General features: G+C 59.5%; 22 protein-coding genes, 1 rRNA gene and 3 pseudogenes. 9 read left to right on the top strand and 17 right to left on the bottom strand.

Annotated elements, in window-relative coordinates:
• Positions 1 to 90 precede the first annotated feature (90 nt).
• Both rrf and ACYQ14_RS01680 read left to right on the top strand, forming a co-directional pair.
• A 5S ribosomal RNA gene (gene rrf, locus ACYQ14_RS01685) occupies positions 91 to 212 on the top strand.
• A 389-nt stretch (positions 213 to 601) separates the two neighbouring features.
• A complete protein-coding gene (locus ACYQ14_RS01680) occupies positions 602 to 907 on the top strand; it encodes a DUF7116 family protein (protein WP_283838760.1) in 306 nt (101 codons plus the stop codon).
• A gap of 18 nt (positions 908 to 925) precedes the next feature.
• On the opposite strand, the gene ACYQ14_RS01675 is transcribed toward ACYQ14_RS01680, so the two are convergent.
• Positions 926 to 2,137 carry a pyridoxal-phosphate-dependent aminotransferase family protein gene (locus tag ACYQ14_RS01675; protein WP_459883563.1) on the bottom strand — a complete coding sequence of 404 codons (1,212 nt, stop codon included), beginning with the start codon at positions 2,135 to 2,137 and terminating at the stop codon, positions 926 to 928.
• Positions 2,138 to 2,239: 102 nt separating this feature from the next.
• Between ACYQ14_RS01675 and ACYQ14_RS01670 the strand changes: the two genes are divergently transcribed.
• Positions 2,240 to 2,440, top strand: coding sequence for a dodecin (locus tag ACYQ14_RS01670; protein ID WP_459883561.1), 201 nt, complete (start codon positions 2,240 to 2,242; stop codon positions 2,438 to 2,440).
• A 103-nt stretch (positions 2,441 to 2,543) separates the two neighbouring features.
• Here the strand turns inward: ACYQ14_RS01670 and ACYQ14_RS01665 are convergent, their stop codons facing one another.
• The 4 genes from ACYQ14_RS01665 to ACYQ14_RS01650 form a co-directional block, all read right to left on the bottom strand.
• Entirely contained in the window at positions 2,544 to 2,912 is a 369-nt protein-coding gene (locus ACYQ14_RS01665; protein ID WP_283838755.1) for a HesB/IscA family protein, read from the bottom strand.
• A 69-nt stretch (positions 2,913 to 2,981) separates the two neighbouring features.
• Positions 2,982 to 3,203: a hypothetical protein gene (locus ACYQ14_RS01660; protein WP_459883558.1), complete on the bottom strand. Its 222-nt coding sequence runs from the start codon at positions 3,201 to 3,203 to the stop codon at positions 2,982 to 2,984.
• Positions 3,204 to 3,310: 107 nt separating this feature from the next.
• Positions 3,311 to 4,594 (bottom strand): histidinol dehydrogenase, encoded by a 1,284-nt coding sequence (gene hisD / locus ACYQ14_RS01655; protein WP_459883556.1) that lies wholly within the window; start codon positions 4,592 to 4,594, stop codon positions 3,311 to 3,313.
• Positions 4,595 to 4,636: 42 nt separating this feature from the next.
• Positions 4,637 to 4,858 carry a hypothetical protein gene (locus ACYQ14_RS01650; protein WP_459883553.1) on the bottom strand — a complete coding sequence of 74 codons (222 nt, stop codon included), beginning with the start codon at positions 4,856 to 4,858 and terminating at the stop codon, positions 4,637 to 4,639.
• Positions 4,859 to 5,084: 226 nt separating this feature from the next.
• Between ACYQ14_RS01650 and ACYQ14_RS01645 the strand changes: the two genes are divergently transcribed.
• Positions 5,085 to 5,687 carry a metal-dependent hydrolase gene (locus ACYQ14_RS01645; RefSeq protein ID WP_459883550.1) on the top strand — a complete coding sequence of 201 codons (603 nt, stop codon included), beginning with the start codon at positions 5,085 to 5,087 and terminating at the stop codon, positions 5,685 to 5,687.
• 362 nt (positions 5,688 to 6,049) lie between these two features.
• Here the strand turns inward: ACYQ14_RS01645 and ACYQ14_RS01640 are convergent, their stop codons facing one another.
• The 4 genes from ACYQ14_RS01640 to ACYQ14_RS01625 form a co-directional block, all read right to left on the bottom strand.
• On the bottom strand, positions 6,050 to 6,361 hold the full coding sequence (locus tag ACYQ14_RS01640) for a DUF7521 family protein (protein ID WP_459883547.1): 312 nt from the start codon (positions 6,359 to 6,361) through the stop codon (positions 6,050 to 6,052).
• Positions 6,358 to 6,705 (bottom strand): helix-turn-helix domain-containing protein, encoded by a 348-nt coding sequence (locus ACYQ14_RS01635; RefSeq protein ID WP_459883545.1) that lies wholly within the window; start codon positions 6,703 to 6,705, stop codon positions 6,358 to 6,360. Before ACYQ14_RS01635 ends, ACYQ14_RS01640 begins: the two co-directional genes overlap by 4 nt.
• A 75-nt stretch (positions 6,706 to 6,780) precedes the next feature.
• On the bottom strand, positions 6,781 to 7,668 hold the full coding sequence (locus ACYQ14_RS01630) for a DUF6159 family protein (RefSeq protein ID WP_459883542.1): 888 nt from the start codon (positions 7,666 to 7,668) through the stop codon (positions 6,781 to 6,783).
• Positions 7,669 to 7,775: 107 nt separating this feature from the next.
• Positions 7,776 to 8,258 (bottom strand): hypothetical protein, encoded by a 483-nt coding sequence (locus ACYQ14_RS01625; protein ID WP_459883539.1) that lies wholly within the window; start codon positions 8,256 to 8,258, stop codon positions 7,776 to 7,778.
• Between the two features lie 183 nt (positions 8,259 to 8,441).
• On the opposite strand from ACYQ14_RS01625, the gene ACYQ14_RS01620 reads away from it, so the two are divergent.
• Complete coding sequence (locus tag ACYQ14_RS01620) at positions 8,442 to 9,776, top strand: metallophosphoesterase (RefSeq protein WP_459883537.1); 1,335 nt, start codon at positions 8,442 to 8,444, stop codon at positions 9,774 to 9,776.
• Between the two features lie 394 nt (positions 9,777 to 10,170).
• On the opposite strand, the gene ACYQ14_RS01615 is transcribed toward ACYQ14_RS01620, so the two are convergent.
• On the bottom strand, positions 10,171 to 11,541 hold the full coding sequence (locus ACYQ14_RS01615) for an NAD(P)/FAD-dependent oxidoreductase (protein WP_459883534.1): 1,371 nt from the start codon (positions 11,539 to 11,541) through the stop codon (positions 10,171 to 10,173).
• A 153-nt stretch (positions 11,542 to 11,694) separates the two neighbouring features.
• Between ACYQ14_RS01615 and ACYQ14_RS01610 the strand changes: the two genes are divergently transcribed.
• From ACYQ14_RS01610 to ACYQ14_RS01600, 3 genes are all read left to right on the top strand, one after another.
• On the top strand, positions 11,695 to 12,663 hold the full coding sequence (locus ACYQ14_RS01610; RefSeq protein ID WP_459883531.1) for a D-2-hydroxyacid dehydrogenase: 969 nt from the start codon (positions 11,695 to 11,697) through the stop codon (positions 12,661 to 12,663).
• Positions 12,664 to 12,837: 174 nt separating this feature from the next.
• The gene (locus ACYQ14_RS01605; protein ID WP_283838743.1) at positions 12,838 to 13,092 is read left to right on the top strand and encodes a hypothetical protein; all 255 of its coding nucleotides are present in this window, start codon (positions 12,838 to 12,840) and stop codon (positions 13,090 to 13,092) included.
• A gap of 140 nt (positions 13,093 to 13,232) precedes the next feature.
• Positions 13,233 to 13,655, top strand: a complete 423-nt coding sequence (locus ACYQ14_RS01600) for a universal stress protein (RefSeq protein ID WP_459883529.1) — start codon at positions 13,233 to 13,235, stop codon at positions 13,653 to 13,655.
• Between the two features lie 54 nt (positions 13,656 to 13,709).
• Here the strand turns inward: ACYQ14_RS01600 and asd are convergent, their stop codons facing one another.
• Positions 13,710 to 14,744, bottom strand: coding sequence for an aspartate-semialdehyde dehydrogenase (gene asd, locus ACYQ14_RS01595; protein WP_459883527.1), 1,035 nt, complete (start codon positions 14,742 to 14,744; stop codon positions 13,710 to 13,712).
• A gap of 267 nt (positions 14,745 to 15,011) precedes the next feature.
• Here asd and ACYQ14_RS01590 point away from each other — a divergent pair, with 267 nt between their 5' ends.
• Positions 15,012 to 15,281, top strand: a complete 270-nt coding sequence (locus ACYQ14_RS01590; RefSeq protein ID WP_459883525.1) for a hypothetical protein — start codon at positions 15,012 to 15,014, stop codon at positions 15,279 to 15,281.
• Between the two features lie 156 nt (positions 15,282 to 15,437).
• Here the strand turns inward: ACYQ14_RS01590 and ACYQ14_RS01585 are convergent, their stop codons facing one another.
• The 6 genes and pseudogenes from ACYQ14_RS01585 to cofD all read right to left on the bottom strand — a co-directional run bounded on the left by ACYQ14_RS01585 (position 15,438) and on the right by cofD (position 20,391).
• Complete coding sequence (locus ACYQ14_RS01585) at positions 15,438 to 15,629, bottom strand: 30S ribosomal protein S17e (RefSeq protein ID WP_283838739.1); 192 nt, start codon at positions 15,627 to 15,629, stop codon at positions 15,438 to 15,440.
• Positions 15,630 to 15,690: 61 nt separating this feature from the next.
• Positions 15,691 to 16,677 carry a hypothetical protein gene (locus tag ACYQ14_RS01580; RefSeq protein ID WP_459883521.1) on the bottom strand — a complete coding sequence of 329 codons (987 nt, stop codon included), beginning with the start codon at positions 16,675 to 16,677 and terminating at the stop codon, positions 15,691 to 15,693.
• A 130-nt stretch (positions 16,678 to 16,807) separates the two neighbouring features.
• Positions 16,808 to 17,487 (bottom strand): annotated as a pseudogene (locus tag ACYQ14_RS01575) (DUF447 domain-containing protein).
• Positions 17,484 to 18,334: pseudogene (locus ACYQ14_RS01570) on the bottom strand (triphosphoribosyl-dephospho-CoA synthase). Before ACYQ14_RS01570 ends, ACYQ14_RS01575 begins: the two co-directional pseudogenes overlap by 4 nt.
• Positions 18,335 to 18,633: 299 nt before the next feature.
• Positions 18,634 to 19,389 (bottom strand): tRNA-dihydrouridine synthase, encoded by a 756-nt coding sequence (locus tag ACYQ14_RS01565; RefSeq protein WP_459884162.1) that lies wholly within the window; start codon positions 19,387 to 19,389, stop codon positions 18,634 to 18,636.
• An 8-nt stretch (positions 19,390 to 19,397) separates the two neighbouring features.
• Positions 19,398 to 20,391: pseudogene (gene cofD, locus ACYQ14_RS01560) on the bottom strand (2-phospho-L-lactate transferase).
• Between the last annotated feature and the right edge of the window lie 88 nt (positions 20,392 to 20,479).

The following is a 20,479-nucleotide window of genomic DNA, read 5'->3' as shown; positions in this document are numbered from 1 at the left end:
CACGTACACACGGTTCGGCATCGTAACCGAGACTGGAGTCACACGCTCGTTAGTGGGCGTGTGTGGCGGTTCGAATCCGTAGCTCGGCGTTACGGCGGCCATAGCGGCGGGGTTCCTCCCGTACCCATCCCGAACACGGAAGATAAGCCTGCCTGCGTTTCGGTCAGTACTGGAGTGGGAGACCCTCTGGGAAATCTGATTCGCCGCCTCCATTCATACTTTATTACGCACCAAAGAGAGTCATCCATCGTGGTTGGCTCTCTTTTTTATTTACGCTTGAGGAGCGGTAGCTCCGCAATCCTCGTTCACACGGCGTCCGTCTCGGTAGTTTTCGACGGTAAGCCGCCTATACCGAATGGGCACCGTGTCAGAGGAATCAACCATGATCTCGAACGAAGAGCAGCGAGAGTAAAAATCACAAACAGATAATTCATAGCTTACCTATACGATAACCTTATTGGATATCTTGATATTATTAGCTACTCCGCGATTCTAATACAAATTAGGCCATACTCGTCCACTACTATCGGCGAATGTATCGGATAGACCAAGCTTTATCACGGGTGCCGTCGTATCAGTGTAGTGAATGGGACCTGTTAACATGCAACTCGTCGAGCAGGCCAGGTCGATCTTCGCAGAGCTCGGATACACTGTTGAAGGAGACGGCCCCGAGTTTCGAGCCCAGCGAGAATGGAAAGTCGTCCACGTCAGTACCGTCCTCGAGACAGGAACCCTCCCGAACGAATCGGGAGAATTCCACTGTTTCGTCGCACAACCAAGCGATGTAGATGAACTCGAGAGACGACTCAAACAGACAAATACAGACTACGAGTGGGCGATCATCGTGGTCGACGGAGACGAGTATCAGGTCGAACGAGCCCCGCCGGGACCGCGTGCAACAGCGTAGTCCGGCACTGTTTTTCGGTTATTCAGTGGTGTTGAGAGCGCGACGCGTCGCCGTGACCCCTTCCCCGGGGTCGACATTGGCTCCCATCGACTCGAGAACGTCGCCGAGTGCAGTCACGACGTAAATGACGTTTTCGGGTCGAGCGGAGTGGCCCATACAGCCGATACGGAAGATGTCACCTGAAAGATCACCGAGTCCGCCGGCGATCTCGAGATCATATTGTTCGATCAGGGCGTCACAGACGGCACCATCGTCGATTCCGGCGGGGACGCGGACTGCGTTCAGACTTGGGAGCCAGTACTCGTCGGGAGCGTTCATTTCGAGACCCATGCCTTCGACGCCAGCTTTCAGAGCGCCCGCGAGGCGTTTGTGGCGGGCCCAACGCGCTTCGATCCCCTCTTCGGCGACGAGGCGAAGCGCTTCCCGAAGTGCGTAGACGTTGGTGATCGGTGCGGTGTGATGGTACGCGCGTTCCTCGCCCCAGTAGCCCTCGAGCAATGAAAGGTCAAGGTACCAGGATCGGGGTTCCTCCTCGCGTGCGAGAACTTTGTCCATCGCCTCGTCGGAAAGCGTGAGGGGGCTCGCACCGGGCGGGCAGGAGAGACACTTTTGGGGGCCAGCGTAGGCGACATCGATGTTCCACTCGTCGACGCGAAGTTTGACACCGCCGATAGAGGTGACCGTGTCGGCGATGACGAGCGCATCGTGATCGTGTGCCGCGGCCGTGAGTTCGGGAACGTTCGGCTGGAGTACTCCCGTACTCGTCTCTGCGTGGACGAATCCGAAGACGTCCGGATCGTGTTCCGCGAGCGCTTCCTTGACGGTACTCGGATCGAGCGGTTCCCCCCAGGGTGCATCGACTTCAACGACGGTTCCTCCGGCGCGACGAGCCATCGACGCCATCCGTCCGCCGAAGTATCCGTTTGTCGGAACGAGCATCGTATCGCCCGGTTCGACGAGGTTTCCGATCGCGGCTTCCATCGAGGCCGAGCCGGTACCTGAGACGGGAATCGTCCATTTGTTGTCTGTCTGGAAGGTATACCGCAGTAATTCCTGGACTTCGTCCATAATCTCGACGAACGAGGGGTCAAGGTGCCCGACGAGGGGCGTACTCATCGCCTGAAGTACGCGGGGGTTGGCGTCGCTCGGTCCGGGCCCCATTAGCGTCCGATTCGGTGGGGTGAGTTCTCCAACTGCGGGCTTGGAACATGACTCATCAGTAGTCGTCATGTCGGAATGTGGTATCGGAACCCTCAAAAGCGTTGATTCATCGGCGACGATTAATTCGCTCGCCGTACGTTTAAGGGATATTGTGTCTTAGTAGCATAGGCAATGGTCTTCAAGAAGATTACGCTGATCGGGACGAGTACTGAAAGCTTCGATGCGGCGGCTGACAATGCGATCGATCGGGCCGAAGACACGCTCCAGAACGTGTACTGGATCGAAGTCGACGAACTCGGCGTCGAAATTGCAAACGCTGAAGGCCGAGAGTATCAAGCGGAAGTAACGGTCGCGTTCGAACTCGAGGAGTAGTGACCTATATCTCGAGCTAATAGTTGATTAAAAGCGTTTTCCGCCCGTCGCGAGACAGAGAGATGAGGAGGCCATCTAACGAGCCGGTAGTCGACGAAACGGCTTACGTCCGAAACGATTCGCCACAACCGCATTCGCTGACGACATTTGGATTCTCGACGTGAAACCCTTCGGCTTGTAGTCCGCTTTCGAAGTCGAGAACGCTTCCTTCGATGTACTTCAGGCTTGCCGGATCGACGAAGACACGCAGGTCGTGGTGTTCGTATATCGTGTCGTCGTCCTCGGGTTCGTCGTCGAACCGCATCCCGTAGGAGAGCCCCGCACAGCCACCTTGCTGGACGAACAATCGCAGCCCAGCGATATCGTCATCTAACCCTTCCCCCTCGAGCAGTGAGCGTGCCTGATCTGCGGCTTCCTCGGTTACCTCGATCTGGGGTCGCGCGTCCCCACCATCCATACTTTCGGTGCTCATATACTACCATTCCCGCGCAACGATGTTAACGTTGACGCCATTCGAGAGGCTATCAGTTTAGATGAAAAATCAGATCGTACTGTTACCATCCGATTGAACGGCGTTGTAATACTCTCCGAACCGTTTTTTGTCGTTCGGGGAAAGCTGAATGCCGTTGACTGCCAGCAGTTCAACCATCCGTTCGACATCGTACTCGTACCACATCGAGAGAATCCAGAGGTTCTTCTGGGCGTAATCGTAGTTACGTTCGAGCACCCGCCGATCGGTCGGATCGACGACGTCCGGTTGCATCTCGTCTTCGTCTCCATTATTCTCACACGTAAAACCAGCACCTGCTATTCTCTGGTTGAGAGTGTTCAGATTGCGAAAGGAGAACCCCTGAAGAGTTCTTTGAAAGATTACTCGTGATCGAATCGCATCCGGACGCTCTCGGCGTGGCCCTCGAGCCCCTCTGCTGTCGCCAGCGTTGTGATGGTCTTTTCTAGATTCTCGAGTCCGGTTTCGGAGAGCCGCTGGACGGTCGTCGACCGAACGAATGTTTCGACCGAGAGTCCGCCGGTCACGCGTGCGCCGCCGTTGGTTGGGAGCACATGGTTCGTTCCGCTAGCATAATCTCCCGCCGCAACCGGTGTGTGAGGTCCGAGGAAGACGCTTCCGGCACTGTCGATCCGCTCGAGGAGTTCCTCATCGTCGTCGGCGATAATCGAGAGGTGTTCGGGGGCGTACTCTTCGGTGAACAGAATCGCTTCGCTCATCGACCGCGCGAGCAGGACGCCGCTCGCGTCGTTCGAGAGCGCTGATCGGATCGTTTCTTCGCGCTCGCGCTCGTCCGCTTGACGCTCGAGCGCTTCGGTGATGGCTTCGGCGGTCGTCTCATCATCGGTGATTGCGACGACGGATGCGTTGGCGTCGTGTTCGGCTTGGGCGATTAGTTCCGACGCGACGAACTGTGGGTCGGCAGTGTCGTCCGCGATGACGACGACCTCACTGGGCCCGGCCAGGAAATCTATCGCAACGTCACCACGGACCTCGGCTTTGGCCGCCGTTACCCATCGGTTTCCGGGGCCGACGATTTTCTGGACGCGAGTAACCGACTCGGTCCCGTAAGCCAGTGCTGCGATGCCCTGTGCGCCGCCGACGCTGTAGACGGCATCCGCACCCGCGGCGTGAATCGCCGCGAGCGTTACTGGACTGATCTGTTCCGCTGGGGGCGTGACCACCGAGACGTGGTCGACACCGGCGACGACGGCCGGAACGATACCCATGATCGCGCTCGAGGGGTAGGCTGCGCTCCCGCCGGGCACGTACACGCCGACGCGGTCGATCGGACGGAATCGCCTGCCGAGTTCTCGTCCGTCGTCGAAGGACTCGCGCCAGTCTTCAGGGAGTTGTGCCTCGTGAAACTCCCGGACGTTCGCGGCGGCGGTATCGATTGCCTCGAGTAGTTCGCCATCGAGGTCGTCGTACGCGCGCTCACACTGGTCCGTAATCTCAAGGTTTCCGACCGAGACGTCGTCGAACTGCTCGGTGAACTCGCGAACGGCGACATCGCCTTCTTCGTGCACTCGTTCGACGATATCTCGAACGTCCGAACGGACGGACTCGACGCCGGCGTCGCGTTCGAAAAAGGCGACACGCTCGTCGGGGCCGAGTTCGGATACCTCCCGTTCCTGAATACTCATACCGCTGCTAATGTGGGCATCGCGAAAAACGGTTTCCTTCCGTTATGCGTCGCCTTTTTCAACGGTCCAGAGCCCTACTGCGTCGAGCGTCGCACGGACGAACAGGTACACGAGAAGCGAAAACCCGATGACGGCGATCGGGGCCTGGAGAATCTCGGCAATCTCGCGACCGAAAAGCAACTGGCTGAACCCGCGGACGAAGAAACTGAAGATGACGAGGCCGAACGCGATGACGGAGAGCTTGACGAATCCCGCACGGTCCATACGCCACTGTCCGGGCCGGTCCCCGAAAGTCGTATCGAAAGATCACGAGCGTAAGTATCGTAACGAGAACCGAATGGATCGATCGGACTGAGGGCAGTAGGCCGTCCATCGATTCGATTTGTCGTGGCAGTTGCGTAGCGCTCGAGCGGTAGGTCGGGTTCGTCAGTGACTATTTCCGGTTGACAGGCGATGCATAACTAATCCCAACTCACTGCATCCATCCGCTATGTGGCCCTGGGAACACGCAATCGTTGGATATGTGGCGTATTCGCTCTTCTGTCACGTCTATTATCGTGACTCGCCGGGCGGTCTCGAGGCGTTCGCCGCTGTTTTCGCGTCCGTTCTCCCGGACCTCATCGATAAGCCGCTCTCGTGGGAGTTCGGCGTGTTCGAGGCGGGGTATGCCATCGGGCATTCGATCTTTTTTGCGATCCCGCTCGCGATAGTCGTCGGTATCGGGACACGGTCGGTGGGGCGTTCCCGAACTGGGATCGCGTTTGGACTCGCCTATCTCCTCCATTTACCGTCGGACGTGTTTGACGCGTACGTTCGTGAAGATGTCGTTCACTACGAATTGATGCTGTGGCCGGTCGTAACGGTTGCAGACGGCGGGCACAATCACGGTTTTCTCGAGCAATTTTCGATCCTGTTCGATCAGTACCAGGCTGAGCTGTTCTCAAGTGATCCGTCGACGTATCTCTGGGGCCAACTCGGACTCGGGGTGTTTGCCGGGTTGCTCTGGTTGTACGACGGTGCACCGGTAGCCCGAGATCTCGTCGTCGGAGGCTTCAAGGTATTCACGGGTCTCCTCAAGCGCGTCGACGGATAAACGGGAAGACACCTTCGAGACGTTTATAAATAGTTATCAAGAGCGTTTTCTGATCCAGAAAATCGTGTTGTGGGATTACTATTATATGAGTCAATCATCGAACGAGGGCGCGATGTCCGGCTCTGAAGGACCGTGTTCCTCGATCATCAACTCGGTTGGGAGGTGCCTCTGACAATCACCTCTGACATTTCGACGATTCCCAACCGGGGCCACTCATACTCCATCAAACCGACTGAATTTCAGTGCTAACTCGAACAGATCTGTTCACGTCGAGACTGTAACCCAATTCGCCAGCACCGCTTGCTGGCGGGCACGTCTCTCACCCGGAAAAATCGAACCCACGTCATAACTCGAAGGCGGTGTCAGTGTCGCCCGTACAGCGAATACATGATGGACAACAATCCGAGCAACCGGCTCGTGTTCTCGAAGAACACGGTGACGACCTGCGACGGGCTGATAACCGTCGTGATGAAGACGTTGATCAGGAACGGGAACAACGTGAGTAACAGAAGACCGATCGAAAGGTACAGCATCGACATGCTGTCGTTTCGTCTGTACCCTCGGAACGCCTGGTAGGCGATGACCGTGCCGACGAGGGCGACGAGAAAGAGACTTGCGACCGTCAGTATCTCGAACAGTGGTGCTTCGTCGAGCCTGACGACGTTCTGGCTCATCGCATCCCCTCCCACATCTGTGTGAACTTATCTGCAACGTCCTGATCGCGATAGGAGAGGTCGAGAGAGAACTCACCTTCCTCGAGTGAAAGCTCGAGGCTGTCGAGATTGGCCGAGTAGACGCTGAAGTGGTTTCCGTCCTGTGCAAGTTCTGTTTCTTCGGTGATGAGTTGACACTCCGTGAGCCGATCGAGTCGACGATAAATCGTCGGCAATGAAGCGTCACACCGGTCGCTCAATGTACTGGCTGACATGGGTTCGACGCTCGTTTCGGTGAGGATCGCTCGTGCGTACTCGTCGTCGAGAACAGCGAGCAATTCCGTCAGGTCGCAGTCCTCACTCACTGGTAAGTTATCGTTTCGGGACTGATATGAAAAGGAGCCCGGTTTTTCTACTTCAGAAAATCCGCCTTGAACGAGCTAAATTCCACGTTTCGTTCCCTGTATACCGCCCGAACCGCGTGATTTGTCCTGCGTGTCTCCGCTCGACGGTTCGAACATGGAATCGAAGTCGAACTGGTTGAACTCCTCCGGTTTGAGATCTTCGGTGGCGTAAACGTAGAGCGCTGTCTTCGCAACGCCGGTAATGACACCGCCGACGAGCATCGAGAGGACGCCGAACGAAACGGCAATGGCGAGGGCAATCGCGACCATTGCCAGGCTCTGGGAGACAGCGATGATCCCAACCGCGAGGACGATGCCGGGAATCATGATGAGTGCAGGGATGATTCCCAGTCCAACTTTGGTCCCAACGGTTTCTCCCCACGTCTCTTTGAACGTCGATGCGCTCTCGGTAAACATCGAAGTCGCAGATACGTCGTCCTGGAAAACGATAATCGGGATGACGAAGAACGTCGCGACGGCCCAACCGACGCTGAATATCATCGCGGCAATCTGCGCACCGACTCCGCCGCGAGACTCGAGCGCCTGGATGAAGATACCCACGATTGCGCTCACGACCGACCAGATGAGCAACGTTCCCGACTTTCGTGATGCGGCTCGCAGACCATCCCCGATGTGGGGGTCGTTTCCGTGAAAGACCTCTCCGACGGAGTAGACCAGTCCGGCGTTGAACAGCGCGGTGATATACGTCGTGCCGAGATAGACGACGAACAAGACCGCAATCTCGATGCCACCGAGCGACATCTCGCTGGCCAGAAAGAGCGGTCCGAGTAGTGCAGCCATGAATACGGCCGACGCGATTCCGCTCACGAGCGGGTACAACGCGAGTTTTGGGTGAGATCGAAGTACTCGAAGGCTGGCAACCGACAGGACGAAGCCGGTCTTGAGGCGGCTGAAATAGCTCATGGGGCTGGCTAGGTGTTACCACCATATCAACATTCAGTAACGGTTTCTGGACCTGAAACTCTGCCCGAATAACACAATCGACCGATGTTCGAGGATGACGGAGTAGCTTACTTCACAATAACATCGATTTCGCCGACCTGATGTCCGTTGTGATAGTAACAGACGTACTGTTCCATCGCCTCGCTCGCTTCAACCTCGAGCGTTTCGGTCTCACCCTCGGATTCCACGCCTGTCGTCGCGTAGTCGTCTACGATTTCCCCGCTCTCGTCCCAGATTTCGAGGTTGTGTCGCATACCTTTCGCGTTCTCCCAGCTGATCTCGTAGGTCGATCCCGCCTCGAGGACGAGCGTGGGATTTTCGATGCCGTCGATGAGGTCCGCCGGCTCGACTCCCTCCCAGTGTCTGGCGTATCCGAGCAGGTGGATTTCGTCTCCGTCGATCCATTCCTCCGGATCAGTTACGCCGCCGCTTCCGTCGGCAGGGTCGGGGTCACTGAAGACGCCGCCCAGACAGCCAGCAACGGAAACGCCCCCGACCGTCGCGAGCGATGTCGTACAGAACCGTCGTCGCGTCGTCGATATGTCGGCCATCGATACTAGACGCATTCGAATCCGGAGACGTGAATAAGACACCACATTTTCGATTGGCGGGAGCGTGCCGACCATGTTCTGCGGTCGGCGAGACGACCATAGCCATTCGATGTTCGCGCTCGAGAACCCATATACGCCGCCGGGTACGAATATTTTTAAAGAGAGCCCCGAAACCGTCGCCCAATGGTCGACGGTGACGACGATCGCGTCTACTACGTTATCAGCGACATTCATCTCGGGGGCGACGAGCAACTCGAGGAGGCTGCGTTTCTGGACGAACTCCTCTCGTTTCTCGAACGTCTCGAGCGGACCGACGAGAACGCCGAACTGATAATAAACGGTGACGCGTTCGGTCTCTGGGAATTCACTCGCATCGAGGGAATCGAAAAGTTCGACGCGCTAAAAGGTGCGTATCCGGAGCTGTTCGAGCAGTTTCGTGCGACCGGCGAGAACACGCCGATCACGCTGTTGCCGGGAAATCACGACCACGAACTGGCCGCCTACGACGGATACGTCGAACGGCTTGCCGAGTATAACATCGATCTCGTTCAAGACCAGTCGATCAACCGGCCCGTCGGAGAGCAGGCAATTCACTTCGAACACGGACACCAGCAGGACCCGAACAACCGTATCGAAGACTGGGGAAATCCACACGCGTCGCCGCTCGGATACTATTATAACACGCTCGTGACGAGCCGCGCCGGCCAGGTGTCCGACCGAGGACGGTATAACTGGCTGAAGGACGTCCAGGCCGTCACGCCGACCGAGTGGATGCCGATCTGGCTCATTTCGAAGTACTTCTACCGCGAGATGAACCCGCTTATCCGGTACGCGATGGTTCCGTTCCTCCTGTTGTTCAACGTAAGTGCGATTTTAGCGATCCTCGCGGGACTCGATCTCGCCGGCGTCTGGTCGACGCCCGTCGAGGAAGCGACCGCATTTCTCGGACAGTTCGGTACCGCCGGCACGGCGGCCTGGTACGTGCTCGCGATAAACGTCGTCGTCACTGGCTTGTTGCTCCTGGTCGGGATTCCGCTGTACTTCCTACAGCGCGATATCAAGAAGACCATCGATCGCTTCGGGATTATGGATACCGAGATGACGGTCGATCCCGTCGCATCGTACGAGGAGGCCGCTCGAGACGTCTTCGACGACGATCCAGAGACGACGATATTCTGTTACGGACACACCCACCGTCCCGACGTCCGAGAGATCGACGGCGGATTGCTCGTTAACACCGGCACCTGGTTAAAGCGGCTCCACCGTCGAGACGGTGTGACTGGGCTTCTCCCGCCGGTGTTTTATCCATCGTATCAGCTCTGTGCGGTCCGTATCGCCGCCGAATCCGAGGGCGTCGTCGTCGAACACGAGGCGATCGAGAAACCGAGTCCCAGCGCCGACGAACTCACGCTCACCGAACGACTGCTCACGCTCGGCCGAGAGCCGAACCCCGAATTACCGGACCAGGCGGTCCTCGAGGATCGTGTGCAGGTTTCGACGCCCGAACCTGCCGAGTAACAGTGACGAACGCACACCCCTCGTTCGGATAGTATCGAACCGGTATGAATAGTGTCACCCGGAACACTAACGTCCAGCCTCATCCCGTGGCGGCATGCCGCGTCGGCTGGCTAACCCTCGTGCCGGGCGGGTGAGTTAGACGGCCTCACCATCCGTGTGGCGGTTTGGACCGCCAGACCGGTGATGAAACGCACCACCAACGTGTGTCGCGCGCCCGGGTTCGCCGTTCTATCATCGCACCCGAATGGGTAAGCTCGGACGGGGACTTGAGGCACGCATGTGACAGTAGCGTCCGCGTGCGTTTAAAGGCTATTGCGTGACCGCGGGAACGAACAACGGAGCCGCCGGCGGACCGAGCTGTCGTCCCAGCGTCGCTCTCTAAAACGAACCGAACTCAGTAGATGTATTCGTCCTCGCTGAACTGAACGTAGTTTCCGTTCCGGTACGCGAACTTCCGTTTCTTGTACGCCGCGAGGATTTTCGCCGCGCCGATTCCGGCGGAATACTTCTTCGAAATGATCGAGTCTCCGCCGCTCGAGCCCTGCATCTCGCGTACCGTTTCGAATGCCCAATCCCAGTCGTCCGGTTCGTAGTCGGCGACGATATCGGCGAACGCGACGTTCCGGCGGATTTCGTCGCCGATCGCGCGTTTCCAGACGTCGTTGTAGTTCCCGAGCGAGTCCGTCGCGGCGAGTCGACCCGCGATTTTGCCGGTTCGGACGGCGACGTGGTAGCCGCCTTCGTGGAACGCCGAGGTCGTTCCCATCGCGCCGCCCGCGACAGCGATGTTCGCGCCGACGGGTGACTCGACCGGCCGGGTCGACGAAATCGGATACGTCTCGGTTCCCTTGGACTTGCCCCGATCTTCGACGATCGGGAAATCCTCCTCGATGTCGTACTCGTCGCCGTACTCGAGCTCGAGCAGTCGGCGAATGTACTCCGAACCGGTCGGGATGCCATTGTCGGTGGCTTTCAGAAGCTTGTACGACTCGGGGTTGTCGACGTCGTCGAGGGTCATTCCGATGGGCATCGTGAGGCCAACGCGGGCGACCGTTCCGTCGTTGGGGAAGACCCACGGGTACGCAGTCTCGCCGGGCATGTAGCCCCACCAGAATTTGAGTCGATCCGATTCGAACAGTTCCTCGGGGAACTCTCGGTACTCCTGATAGGCAATATGGTTCGCTTCGGGCGGCGAGAGTTGTTCGGAAATACTCGAGCCGGGTTTCGTGAACTGATCGAGTGCATCGAGGGTTACCCGGCGCTGTGGGCCGTCGGCGAGAACGACGTACTCCGCTCCGACCTCGTCGCCGCTCGAGAGCGCCAGCGTGTGTGATGGGCCGGAGAGATCGGTATCGATCGATTTGACGCTGGTCCCGACGCGCAGGTCCGCACCGGCATCGATGGCGCGTTCGTGGAGCCAGTCGTCCATTCGGGCACGGTGGAAGGTGTATCCGAATTTCTGATAGGTGGCGTCCATCCCGGTCGTGTTCAACTCCACTGACGAACTGGGTCCGACGAAATCTGTTCCATCGAGCTCCCGGTGGACGACTTCGTCTGGGATCTCTTCAAACTCGAAGTCCATGATATCGATCCAGTAATCGAGCATCCCCGCGGCGTCGGTCGAATCGGGACCGGCTTCCGCACGGTCCTCTCGTGGGACGCCCTGTTCGAACAGGACGGTCTCCGCGTCGTGGTAGGCGGCCCGCTCGGCCGCGCTCGCACCAGCGGGACCACCACCGATAATCGCGACGTCGACGTGTTCCATACTCCGTTCGGACTCAGCGAGCCATATTAAACTGCCTGAAATTCGTATTCGCTATCCTGTGGTTCAGCATTGTTGATAGAGCGTCCCAACGAACAGTATCCGATTGTCGGATGGGAACGAACGTTTTTGGGGATACCACCCAACAGCACGGATATGGCCGACGAATTCGACGTTCTCGTTCTTCGCCAAGGAACGCACGGTATGCCCGTCGAGCAGTACGTTGAGACGCTACGTGACCGCCTCCCAAATCGAACCGTCGAACTCGCCCGAACGCCGGCGGCGGAACGGAAGAAGATTCGCGACGCGACGTTCGTTACCGGAATGACGCTCGATTCGGAACTACTGGAACACGCTGAAAACCTCGAGGTGTTCGCCTGCGCGTACGCGGGAACCGGTCACCTTCCACTCGAGGAACTCCGCGACAGGGGCGTAACGGTGACCAACGCCTCGGGCGTTCACGGCCCGAACATCGGCGAGCACGTGCTCGGTTCGATACTGTACTTTACTCGCCGGTTCCACGAAGGCGAGCGCCGCCAACGACGGCGGGAGTGGCGACACTACCAGGCCCACGAATTGTGCGGTTCGACGGTTACTATCGTCGGTCTGGGTGCGATCGGGGAGGCCGTCTGCCGACGGCTCGAGCCGTTCGACGTCGACACGGTCGGCGTTCGATACTCTCTCGAAAAGGGCGGTCCGACCGACGACGTGATCGGGTTCGAAGCTGACGCGTTCCACGATGCACTCTCCGAGACCGACTACCTCGTACTCGCGTGCCCACTCACCGACGACACTCGAGGACTGGTCGGTCACGACGAGTTCCTCACCCTCGATCCCGATGCCGTTATCGTAAACGTCGCGCGCGGACCGGTCATCGAAACGGACGAACTGGTCGATGCACTGCGCTCGAGTTGGATTCGAGGCGCGTCGCTCGACGTGACCGACCCCGAGCCGCTTCCCGAAGAACACCCGCTGTGGAACCTCGGGAACGTCCAGATTACGCCCCACAACGCCGGCCACACTCCCCAGTACTACGAGCGACTTGCGGAAATCGTCGCGACGAACGCGACACGAATCGCAGAGTCGGGATGGGACGCCGAACTCGAGAATCACGTCACGTTGTGACTTGATAGGGTCGGTTGTCAGTTATTTCCGGTCGTTCGCCACCCCCCTCTGGCGACGAACTGGTAAACAGGGACAACCGACCCTATGAGACGTTCGTGGCGAGCGGAGGGGGGAATCCTTGCAGAGACGACTCCACAATGTATTTAGTGACATAGGCGAAACAGTACGACGAATATGACGGTTCTCTCGACGGAAGACGAAGGCAAGTTCCTCATGGATGTCCGCGGCGAACAGATCGGTATCGTCACGGAGGTCGATGCGATCGAACAGTTCGCATACGTCGATCCCGAGCCGAAACTCACGAACGCGTGGATACAGAGCCTCGGATTCGGAGAAGCGGGTGAGGATGACATCAAGGTCCCGGCAGACAACGTCGCGACGGTAACCGATTCTGAACTTCGCGTCGATGCAGATCTCAGCAGCGAGTAACACGAACGCCCGTCGACCGGCTCCGCTCGATTGCTTTTATAACCGTCTAGGACGAACTCCTTTCTAATGAGTGGCCGACAGACCGACCCACAGACACGACGCCTCACGCGCCGACCTGCTTCGTTCGACGAGGTGAGCCGATGACACTGACGTTCGAGGGGACGATCGTGGTACCGCTGGCGGACCCCGACGACGCCGAGCGGACTGCGAGCGCGCTCGCTCCGCGCCTCGAGCCGACCGCGACGGTCACACTGGTGAACGTGATCGAGAAGGCAGGCGGAGGGATAGACAAGGCACCGATGGGTCAACGTCAGGAGTACGCCGAGGAAATTTTCGAAGCGGCACGCGGCGCTCTCGCGGACGCCCCCGGGGATATCGAGACGGACGTCCTTTACGGAACCGATGTCGTCGAGACGGTGTTCGACGGGGCACAGGAGAAAAACGCCGATGCGATCGCCTTTATTCCCCGAAGCGGGAACCGAATCACGGAGTTGCTTACGGGAGACGTTGCTCGGCGGCTGGTCAGGGAGGCGTCCATTCCCGTCGTTTCGCTTCCACAGTAGGAGTACTTCGACGAGTAGAACGGTACTCTGGTCGAATTCCCACGCCGTTTGTGCTTACAGAAACCCGTTCTCGAGCAACAGTTCGCCGTTGAGCACGCTCGCTCCGGCGGCACCGCGGATGGTGTTGTGTGCGAGACAGTTGTACTGCAGACCGAACGGCGACTCGCGAATGCCGCCCGCGGCGATGGCCATGCCGCCGCCGAGGGTGCGATCCATTCGCGGCTGTGGTCGGTCCGGCTCCTCGAAGACGTGAATGAGTTGATCGGGCGAGGATCGGAGATCCAGCGAGGGATACGACCGCATCGCCTCTGCGGCGTCTTCGGCCGTGATATCCTCCTCCGTTTCGACCCAGACGTTCTCGAGGTGGCCGTCGATGGTCGGAATCCGGTTACACGAGGCCGCGACCTCGACGCTGTTGTTCGCGAGTTCGACGCCGTCGAACTCGCCGAGCAGTTTCCGCGATTCGGTCTCGAGTTTGTCTTCTTCGCCCCCGATGTGCGGGATCGCGTTGTCGATGATCTCCATCGATGTCACACCGTCGTAGCCCGCCCCCGAAACGGCCTGCAGAGTCGAGACGTGGACCTTCTCGAGCCCGAACTGTGCGAGCGCCGCGAGCGTCGGAACGAAAGTGATCGTCGAACAGTTCGGGTTCTTGAGCATTGCGCCGTCCCAGCCGCGTTCCTCGCGCTGGACTTCGAGGAGATCGACGTGTTCTGCGTTGACTTCGGGGATCACCAGTGGGATGTCCGGATCCATCCGCCCGTTCGATGAGTTCGAAGAGAGGACGTAGCCCGCCTCACAGAACTCCGGTTCGACTTCGGCACCGACGCTCGAGGGGAGAGACGAGAATATGAGGTCGATGTCGTCGGGAACTTCGTCCGGATCAGTTCCAGTCACGGTCATATCCGAAACGTCGGCAGGGATCGGCGAGTCGACGCGCCACTTCGCGGCGTCGCGGTAGGAGCGACCGGCACTCGACGCGCTCGCGGTCAATGCCGCGATTTCGAAGGATGGGTGTGGGTCAAGGAGCTGAATCAACCGCTGTCCGACGGCGCCGGTTGCACCGAGAATTCCTACACGTACAGTCATTTTCCGCACCTCGGGTTTGTGCGCGCAAAACCGTTTGGATTTCCCTCGCACGCTACTGTCAGCGAAAATTGATTTGGTCGACTTTTGGGGAGTTCGACCCGGGACCACGAGACGAGCATAGAAGATATTAAGAAAACGTAGCCAAACAGTACGACCAATGGAACACAATCTGCGCCCGAATCGTTCAGTTATGACGATGTCGCCCGCCGATGACACGGATTCGATCGACACTCGAGTTGCCACCCATCGCTCGACCGGGTGGTCCAAATGAGCGGTTCGACCTCTGACTCGGCCGGTGTCGGACCGTTTAGCGGCGGATTCGGTATCGGAGCGGCTGCCGTCGGTGTCGTGAGTATCTTGATCGGTCTCCTGGCCGCTGTCGACGGCTACACGGAGATGGGAATGCTCGTCACCGGTGATGACCCGATACTCGAGGGGGTCATCATCCTGACGTTCGGTGTCGGGATCGGCGTCGTCGCGCTGTTTGCTGGCGCGTATATGGAGCCCGGATTCGGCGGCGACGATCACGAGCACTGATCGGCCGGCTCCGTGATCGAACGGGGCCCTCGAGTCGGTTCGGGTGAATAACAGACGACCGCTGTGACGTTTCTCACCGGGTAGGACGACATTCGGATGGATAGTGAAACCACTCTCCGGTACTAGAGTAGTCGTCGCGATAACACCTCGAAAAATTCAGGCAGCGACCTTTCCGCTCTTCTTTCGCGTGACGTAGCCCGCAATCCGGTTCCGAACGCCCTTCGATTCGATGTTCGTGAGCTTATCGACGCTATCTTTGTTCTGTTCGAAGTCAGTCGTGAACGCGTCCGGGTACTGCTCTAACAGGAGCGCTCCCGTCTTTTTGACGTAGGCCGGTTTGATTGCCATAGAGGGGTTTCCGTCTAGAGGGCCTTAATTGACTCCCTTTTCGTTCGACCGAAGGACGCGACTATCGGATCCCGTCTCCGCTGGCGATACTCTCGCTCGGTGGCTGAGAACCCTCCTCAGCCGATCGCCCGTCCGCCTTTCCGGCGAGTTCCTGAAACTTTTCCGATCGTTCCGCAACTCTGTCCATCATTTCGCTGTCGGGCTGCGTTTCTCGGGACTCGAGGAGGAAGGTGGTGATGACGACGGTCTTGACCCACGGTTTGAGAAATCCGGTGTAGATAGTCACAATCGTCCCGACGACGACCGCCCATCCTAGTAGCTGGTACTGGCCGGAAACACTTCCGAGAGTGGTTGCAACCGGTATCAGCGCCAAAGCCAGTACGAAAGCCACGGCGTACATTCCAACGACGATCAACAGCGTCGACCCGAGCACCGGCCTCCAGTTCTTGCCGTAGAGGACCACCCCGTCTCTGGCCGAGCGCCACCGATTTTGGTCGCTATTCGTGAACATGTATGCGATGATTGCTTCGTCGATATACGACGCCGCGATCGCAATCGCCTTTCCGAGAAGCTGAACGAGTTTCTGCAGATTTGGAACGACAGAAACCAGACTCGAGAACGAGACGACCGCCCCGTTGAACTGGGTAATGACCGCTTTGATCAGCTGGTCGACGGCAAAAAGTGCGCTCGCTTCGGTAAAGTGCTCGCTCACCTGCGACTTTCCATACTGGATCTGATTCGAGGGAACCTCGCCGGTTTCGATAACGTGAGCGATGACTGCGATATGAGCTACTTTGACGAGATACAGTACATACCTGCTGACCAGTCGCCACCCCGCTACGAACAGTCCGATAGAGAGGACCAGGCCGACGACCGCGACGAATTCGGAAATCGACCCCGACTCGAGCAGTCTGCGCCCGAACCAGGCGATGGCCCCGAAGTAGACGACGGCGAGAAGCCCACAAAGCAGTCCGATACCAAGCCGAAGCATCACGAACGGGAGCGTTTTCCGAAACACACTCGTCGCGGTTCTGAAATGAAACCTCATCTACGGGAGGGGTCCCGCCTAATCGCATTTAAATTCGAGTGTGCGGGGGCGACGAGAATTCGCTGGAACCGCTGGTCGAACGGTTGGGGATCGGGCCGCTGGTGTCCTGTTACTCTCGGGCAGGACGGTCCTACCACTCCGCGAGTTCGCGTACCCGAGACAGCGCTTCCCGTTCCCGGTCGCTTCCGGCTCGTTCGACGACCGATGCGTAGTGATCGAGTCGGTCGTGAAGGACGGACTCGTCGTACCCGTCGACGTCGAGTCTGGACGCGGCGACGGTCGCTTCGATGACGGCACCGAATCCTCGATTTATCGTCGGTACCGTCTCGGTTTCGACCGTCGACTCGAGGGCCGAACCTGCCATTCTTCCCAGCGGGTGCCGTCCTCGCTTCCGGTATCGGTTTGCTCGACCGAAACTCGAACCCACGCGTCGGTCGACTCGAGGACGGGCTCTTCGAGTTCGGAAATCGAGAGAGCGGCATCGACGAAGTCGACGGGATCGCGCGTAAACTGCACGTATCCCGTCCCCTGCCTGTGGAAGTTCCGCCGGGTCCGCGTGTTCCCCCACGTGCGCGCAGACACGGTAATCGCATTTTCGGGGCACTCGATGTCATCCGACCTGTCGTCCTCTCCTGCGCTCTCGTCCGCTTCGGCGAACAGTCCGAGCGCAGCCGCGTTCCAGCGGCCGTTCGGCCCGAGCGTGGTGACGACCGTCTCCGTGACTCCCTCGAGCGTGACCGGCCAGTCCGCTCTCTCTTCTGACCCGCTCGTCCGGTCGACCTGGTCGCCGTCTCCGTCAGCACCGCTCATAGTTCGATCAGTTCGTTCTCGAGCGCGATGAACAGTCCGGCGGCGGTCAAATCCGCCGTCGTCCCCGGATTCACACCCCGGGAGACGAGTTCGTCGGAGAACGATTCGACCGCGTCCCGATTCGCCTCGATTGGGCCTGATTCGACCAGTACGGCGGCTCGTTCCGTCACTTCGGCCGCGACGGAATCGCCGTGGCGACCCGCAACGAGCGTGTCTGGACGATCCGCGAGGACGGAAAGAAACACCGTCGCAGCCCGATCCGCAACCGGCCCGGTTGCTTCGGCGAGTCGGTTGGCCGCGTCGAACGATCGCTCGAATCCGGTAACCCACTCGCGAGCCACGTCGTCGCCGGGAACGCTTCGATCCATCACGTCGAGCAGCGTCAGTCCGCGCGCCTCGAGCGCCGGAATCGCGTCGTCGCCCCGACGAACGTCGAGGGCCTCGAGTTCGGCGGGCGGTTCGGAAACGAAGACATCGACGTGTTCAAACGCCCGGTAAAACCCTTTTGCATCCGCGACGGTGGTGTCCTCGACGACCGATTCGACCGCGGATCGCGAGACGCCGTCGTCCGAAGCTTTGACGAGCGCGACGAGCAACAACAGCGCGCCGAACTGGGTATTCCCGCCGCCCTGTTCGGCCATCCCCTCGACGCTCCGCTCGAACGACCGGCCGATCGGCTCTCCCGATTCGGCCATCCGAAGTCCGCGCTGAGAGCGACGGCACCCGCCAAAAAGTGTTCGAAGAGCAGGTCATCGAGGTCCCGCGACCGGTCGACGTTCCCCGGTTTCGGCGTTCCACAGACCTCGAGCAACAGCGCGAGTTCCGCGTTCTGGGAAGCACTTCGCATATGCACTACGTTCGAATCTGTCGGCTGTCGGCTTAGGACTTGCTGGACGATCGGAACGGGTTCGAGACGCGGTTCGTTCGATCGTCATCGGTTCTCGCAAGCGTCTCCGTTTTTTCGTCGGTGTCGAGCGTTCGGTATGAGCGATAGCCGCGGAGAAACGAGCGCGTTCCAGCGGGGGCGGTCGTTCGCCGAAACGGTGGTCAGGGGAATCAGCCAGGAAAACGTGACGTTCATGGCTGGAAGTATCGCCTATCAGGCGTTTATCTCCCAGATTCCGCTTCTGGTGCTGGTGTTCGTTCTCAGGACTCGATCGAATTCGACTCGAGACCGAGGTGGGTATCGACGGCGCTTCGGACCCGCTCGAGTACGACGGGATTGTCGCTGGGACGGCCGACGCTGACCGCGTCCGCGCCGTATTCGACGTACTCGCGGACCGTTTCGTCGTCTCGGACGCCGTTGTTCGCGATGACGAACAGGTCCGTCCGTTCGGCCACGTCGGCGATCACGTGCTCCGAGTCCATCGCATCGACGTGAACGAACGTCGCGCCGGCGGTCTCGAATTCGTTCGCGAGCGCCGGCAGATCGACGCCCGGTACTTCCGTCCGGACCTTGACGCCGACCGCGGCTCCCGTCTCGACCGCGGTCTCGACGTACGATCGAAGGCGTTCGGTATCCGCCAGTAGCCGTTCGCCACAGCCGACGGCGCACATCTCGTCCTGTCTGCAGTGGGCGTTGATTTCGAGCAGTGCGTCCCGGTCTCGACAGACGCGGGCGACACGCGCTATCGGTTCTCTCGTTGCGGACCTGACGTTTACTGCGGGCCGTATCGGGACCGTCTCGAGAGCCTCGAGTTGACTATCGATAAACGCGAACGGGTCTTCGGGGAGGAACTCTTCGCGGTCTCGATCGACCAGCTTGCCGGCCCCCGTCCGCGAGCGTTCGTCGATGGCGATGCCGCCGAGGAACGCACACCCGGCGAATTCTGAGCCGGCTCGAGCCCAGTCGGCGTCCGCCTCCCCGCTGAGACTTGCCAATGCGAGTGGTGGGTCGAACATAATCGCGCTCACTCGACCGTCTCGATGGCCTCGGCGATCGTTCGGATGATGCGCTCGGCGTCCTCGCTCGAGCCGATCTCGATGTCGGTCCGGATCGTCGGGCGATCGAATTCGGTCCCGTCGTTCTCGTCGACGACGAACGCATCGGCGAACGGATAGGTCGTCGCGAGTCCCGCCGTCGAGGGCTCCGCGCCGACGGCTTCCATCAGCTCTTCGGCGGGTCCGGAGAACGCCTCGTCATCGAGGAACGGCGAGACGATGACGACGGTCGTCTGGCTGAGCGCGTCGACGAAACCGGGGATAGCGAGCATCGGCCCGATGCTCGTCACCGGATTCGACGGGCCGACGACGACTGGTTCCTCGAGCGCCTCGAGGACGCCGGGAGCTGGTTTTGCCTCCTCGGAGCCGCGGAATTCGACGTCTTCGACGGTCGGGTCGGCGCGCTGATCGACCCAGTATTCCTGAAAGTGCATCGTCCCGTCTTCGGTGTGGACGAGGCTGGCGACCGGGTCGTCGCTCATCGGAAGGAGATCGAACGGGAGGTCGAACGCAGAAGAGAGTCGGGCCAGGGCCTCGCTCAACGAGTGGCCCTGATCGAGGAGACTCGTTCGCGTGATGTGGACGGCGCGATCACGGTCACCGATCGTCATGAACTCGGCGACCCCCCGAGAAGCGCCGCCAGTTTGCGATTTCCCGACCCGCAGTCTGGCGATCCGCCGAGAGGTACTGCGGTCCGTCCGGGAGGTCAGCCGCATCGGCGATCTCCATGAGTTCGGCGTTCGTTCGGTGCGTGTCGCCCTCGATCCCCCACCAGGTCTCGCGGTCGAGCACGTCGCCGCCCTGAAAGAGAAGCGTATCGACGTCCGGGCAGACCAGCAAGCCGCCGAGTTCGATATCGTCGCCCGTGTTGGCGACGATCGTTATCTCGTCGGGCGAATATACAGCTTCCACTCCGTCGACCAGCTTCGGTGTCCCGGTGCCACCGGAGAGGAACGTAACCATACGCACACACGCGTCCGGTAGTACTTAGACCCTTTCAGCCTGAGCCCTGGAATGCGATATCGGGGCACCTTCGGTCGGCCGAGGATTA

The sequence above is a fragment of the Halostagnicola bangensis genome, from assembly GCF_054653435.1.
Note: the sequence above shows the minus strand (reverse complement) of the source record. Positions and strands in the feature narration are given on the sequence as shown.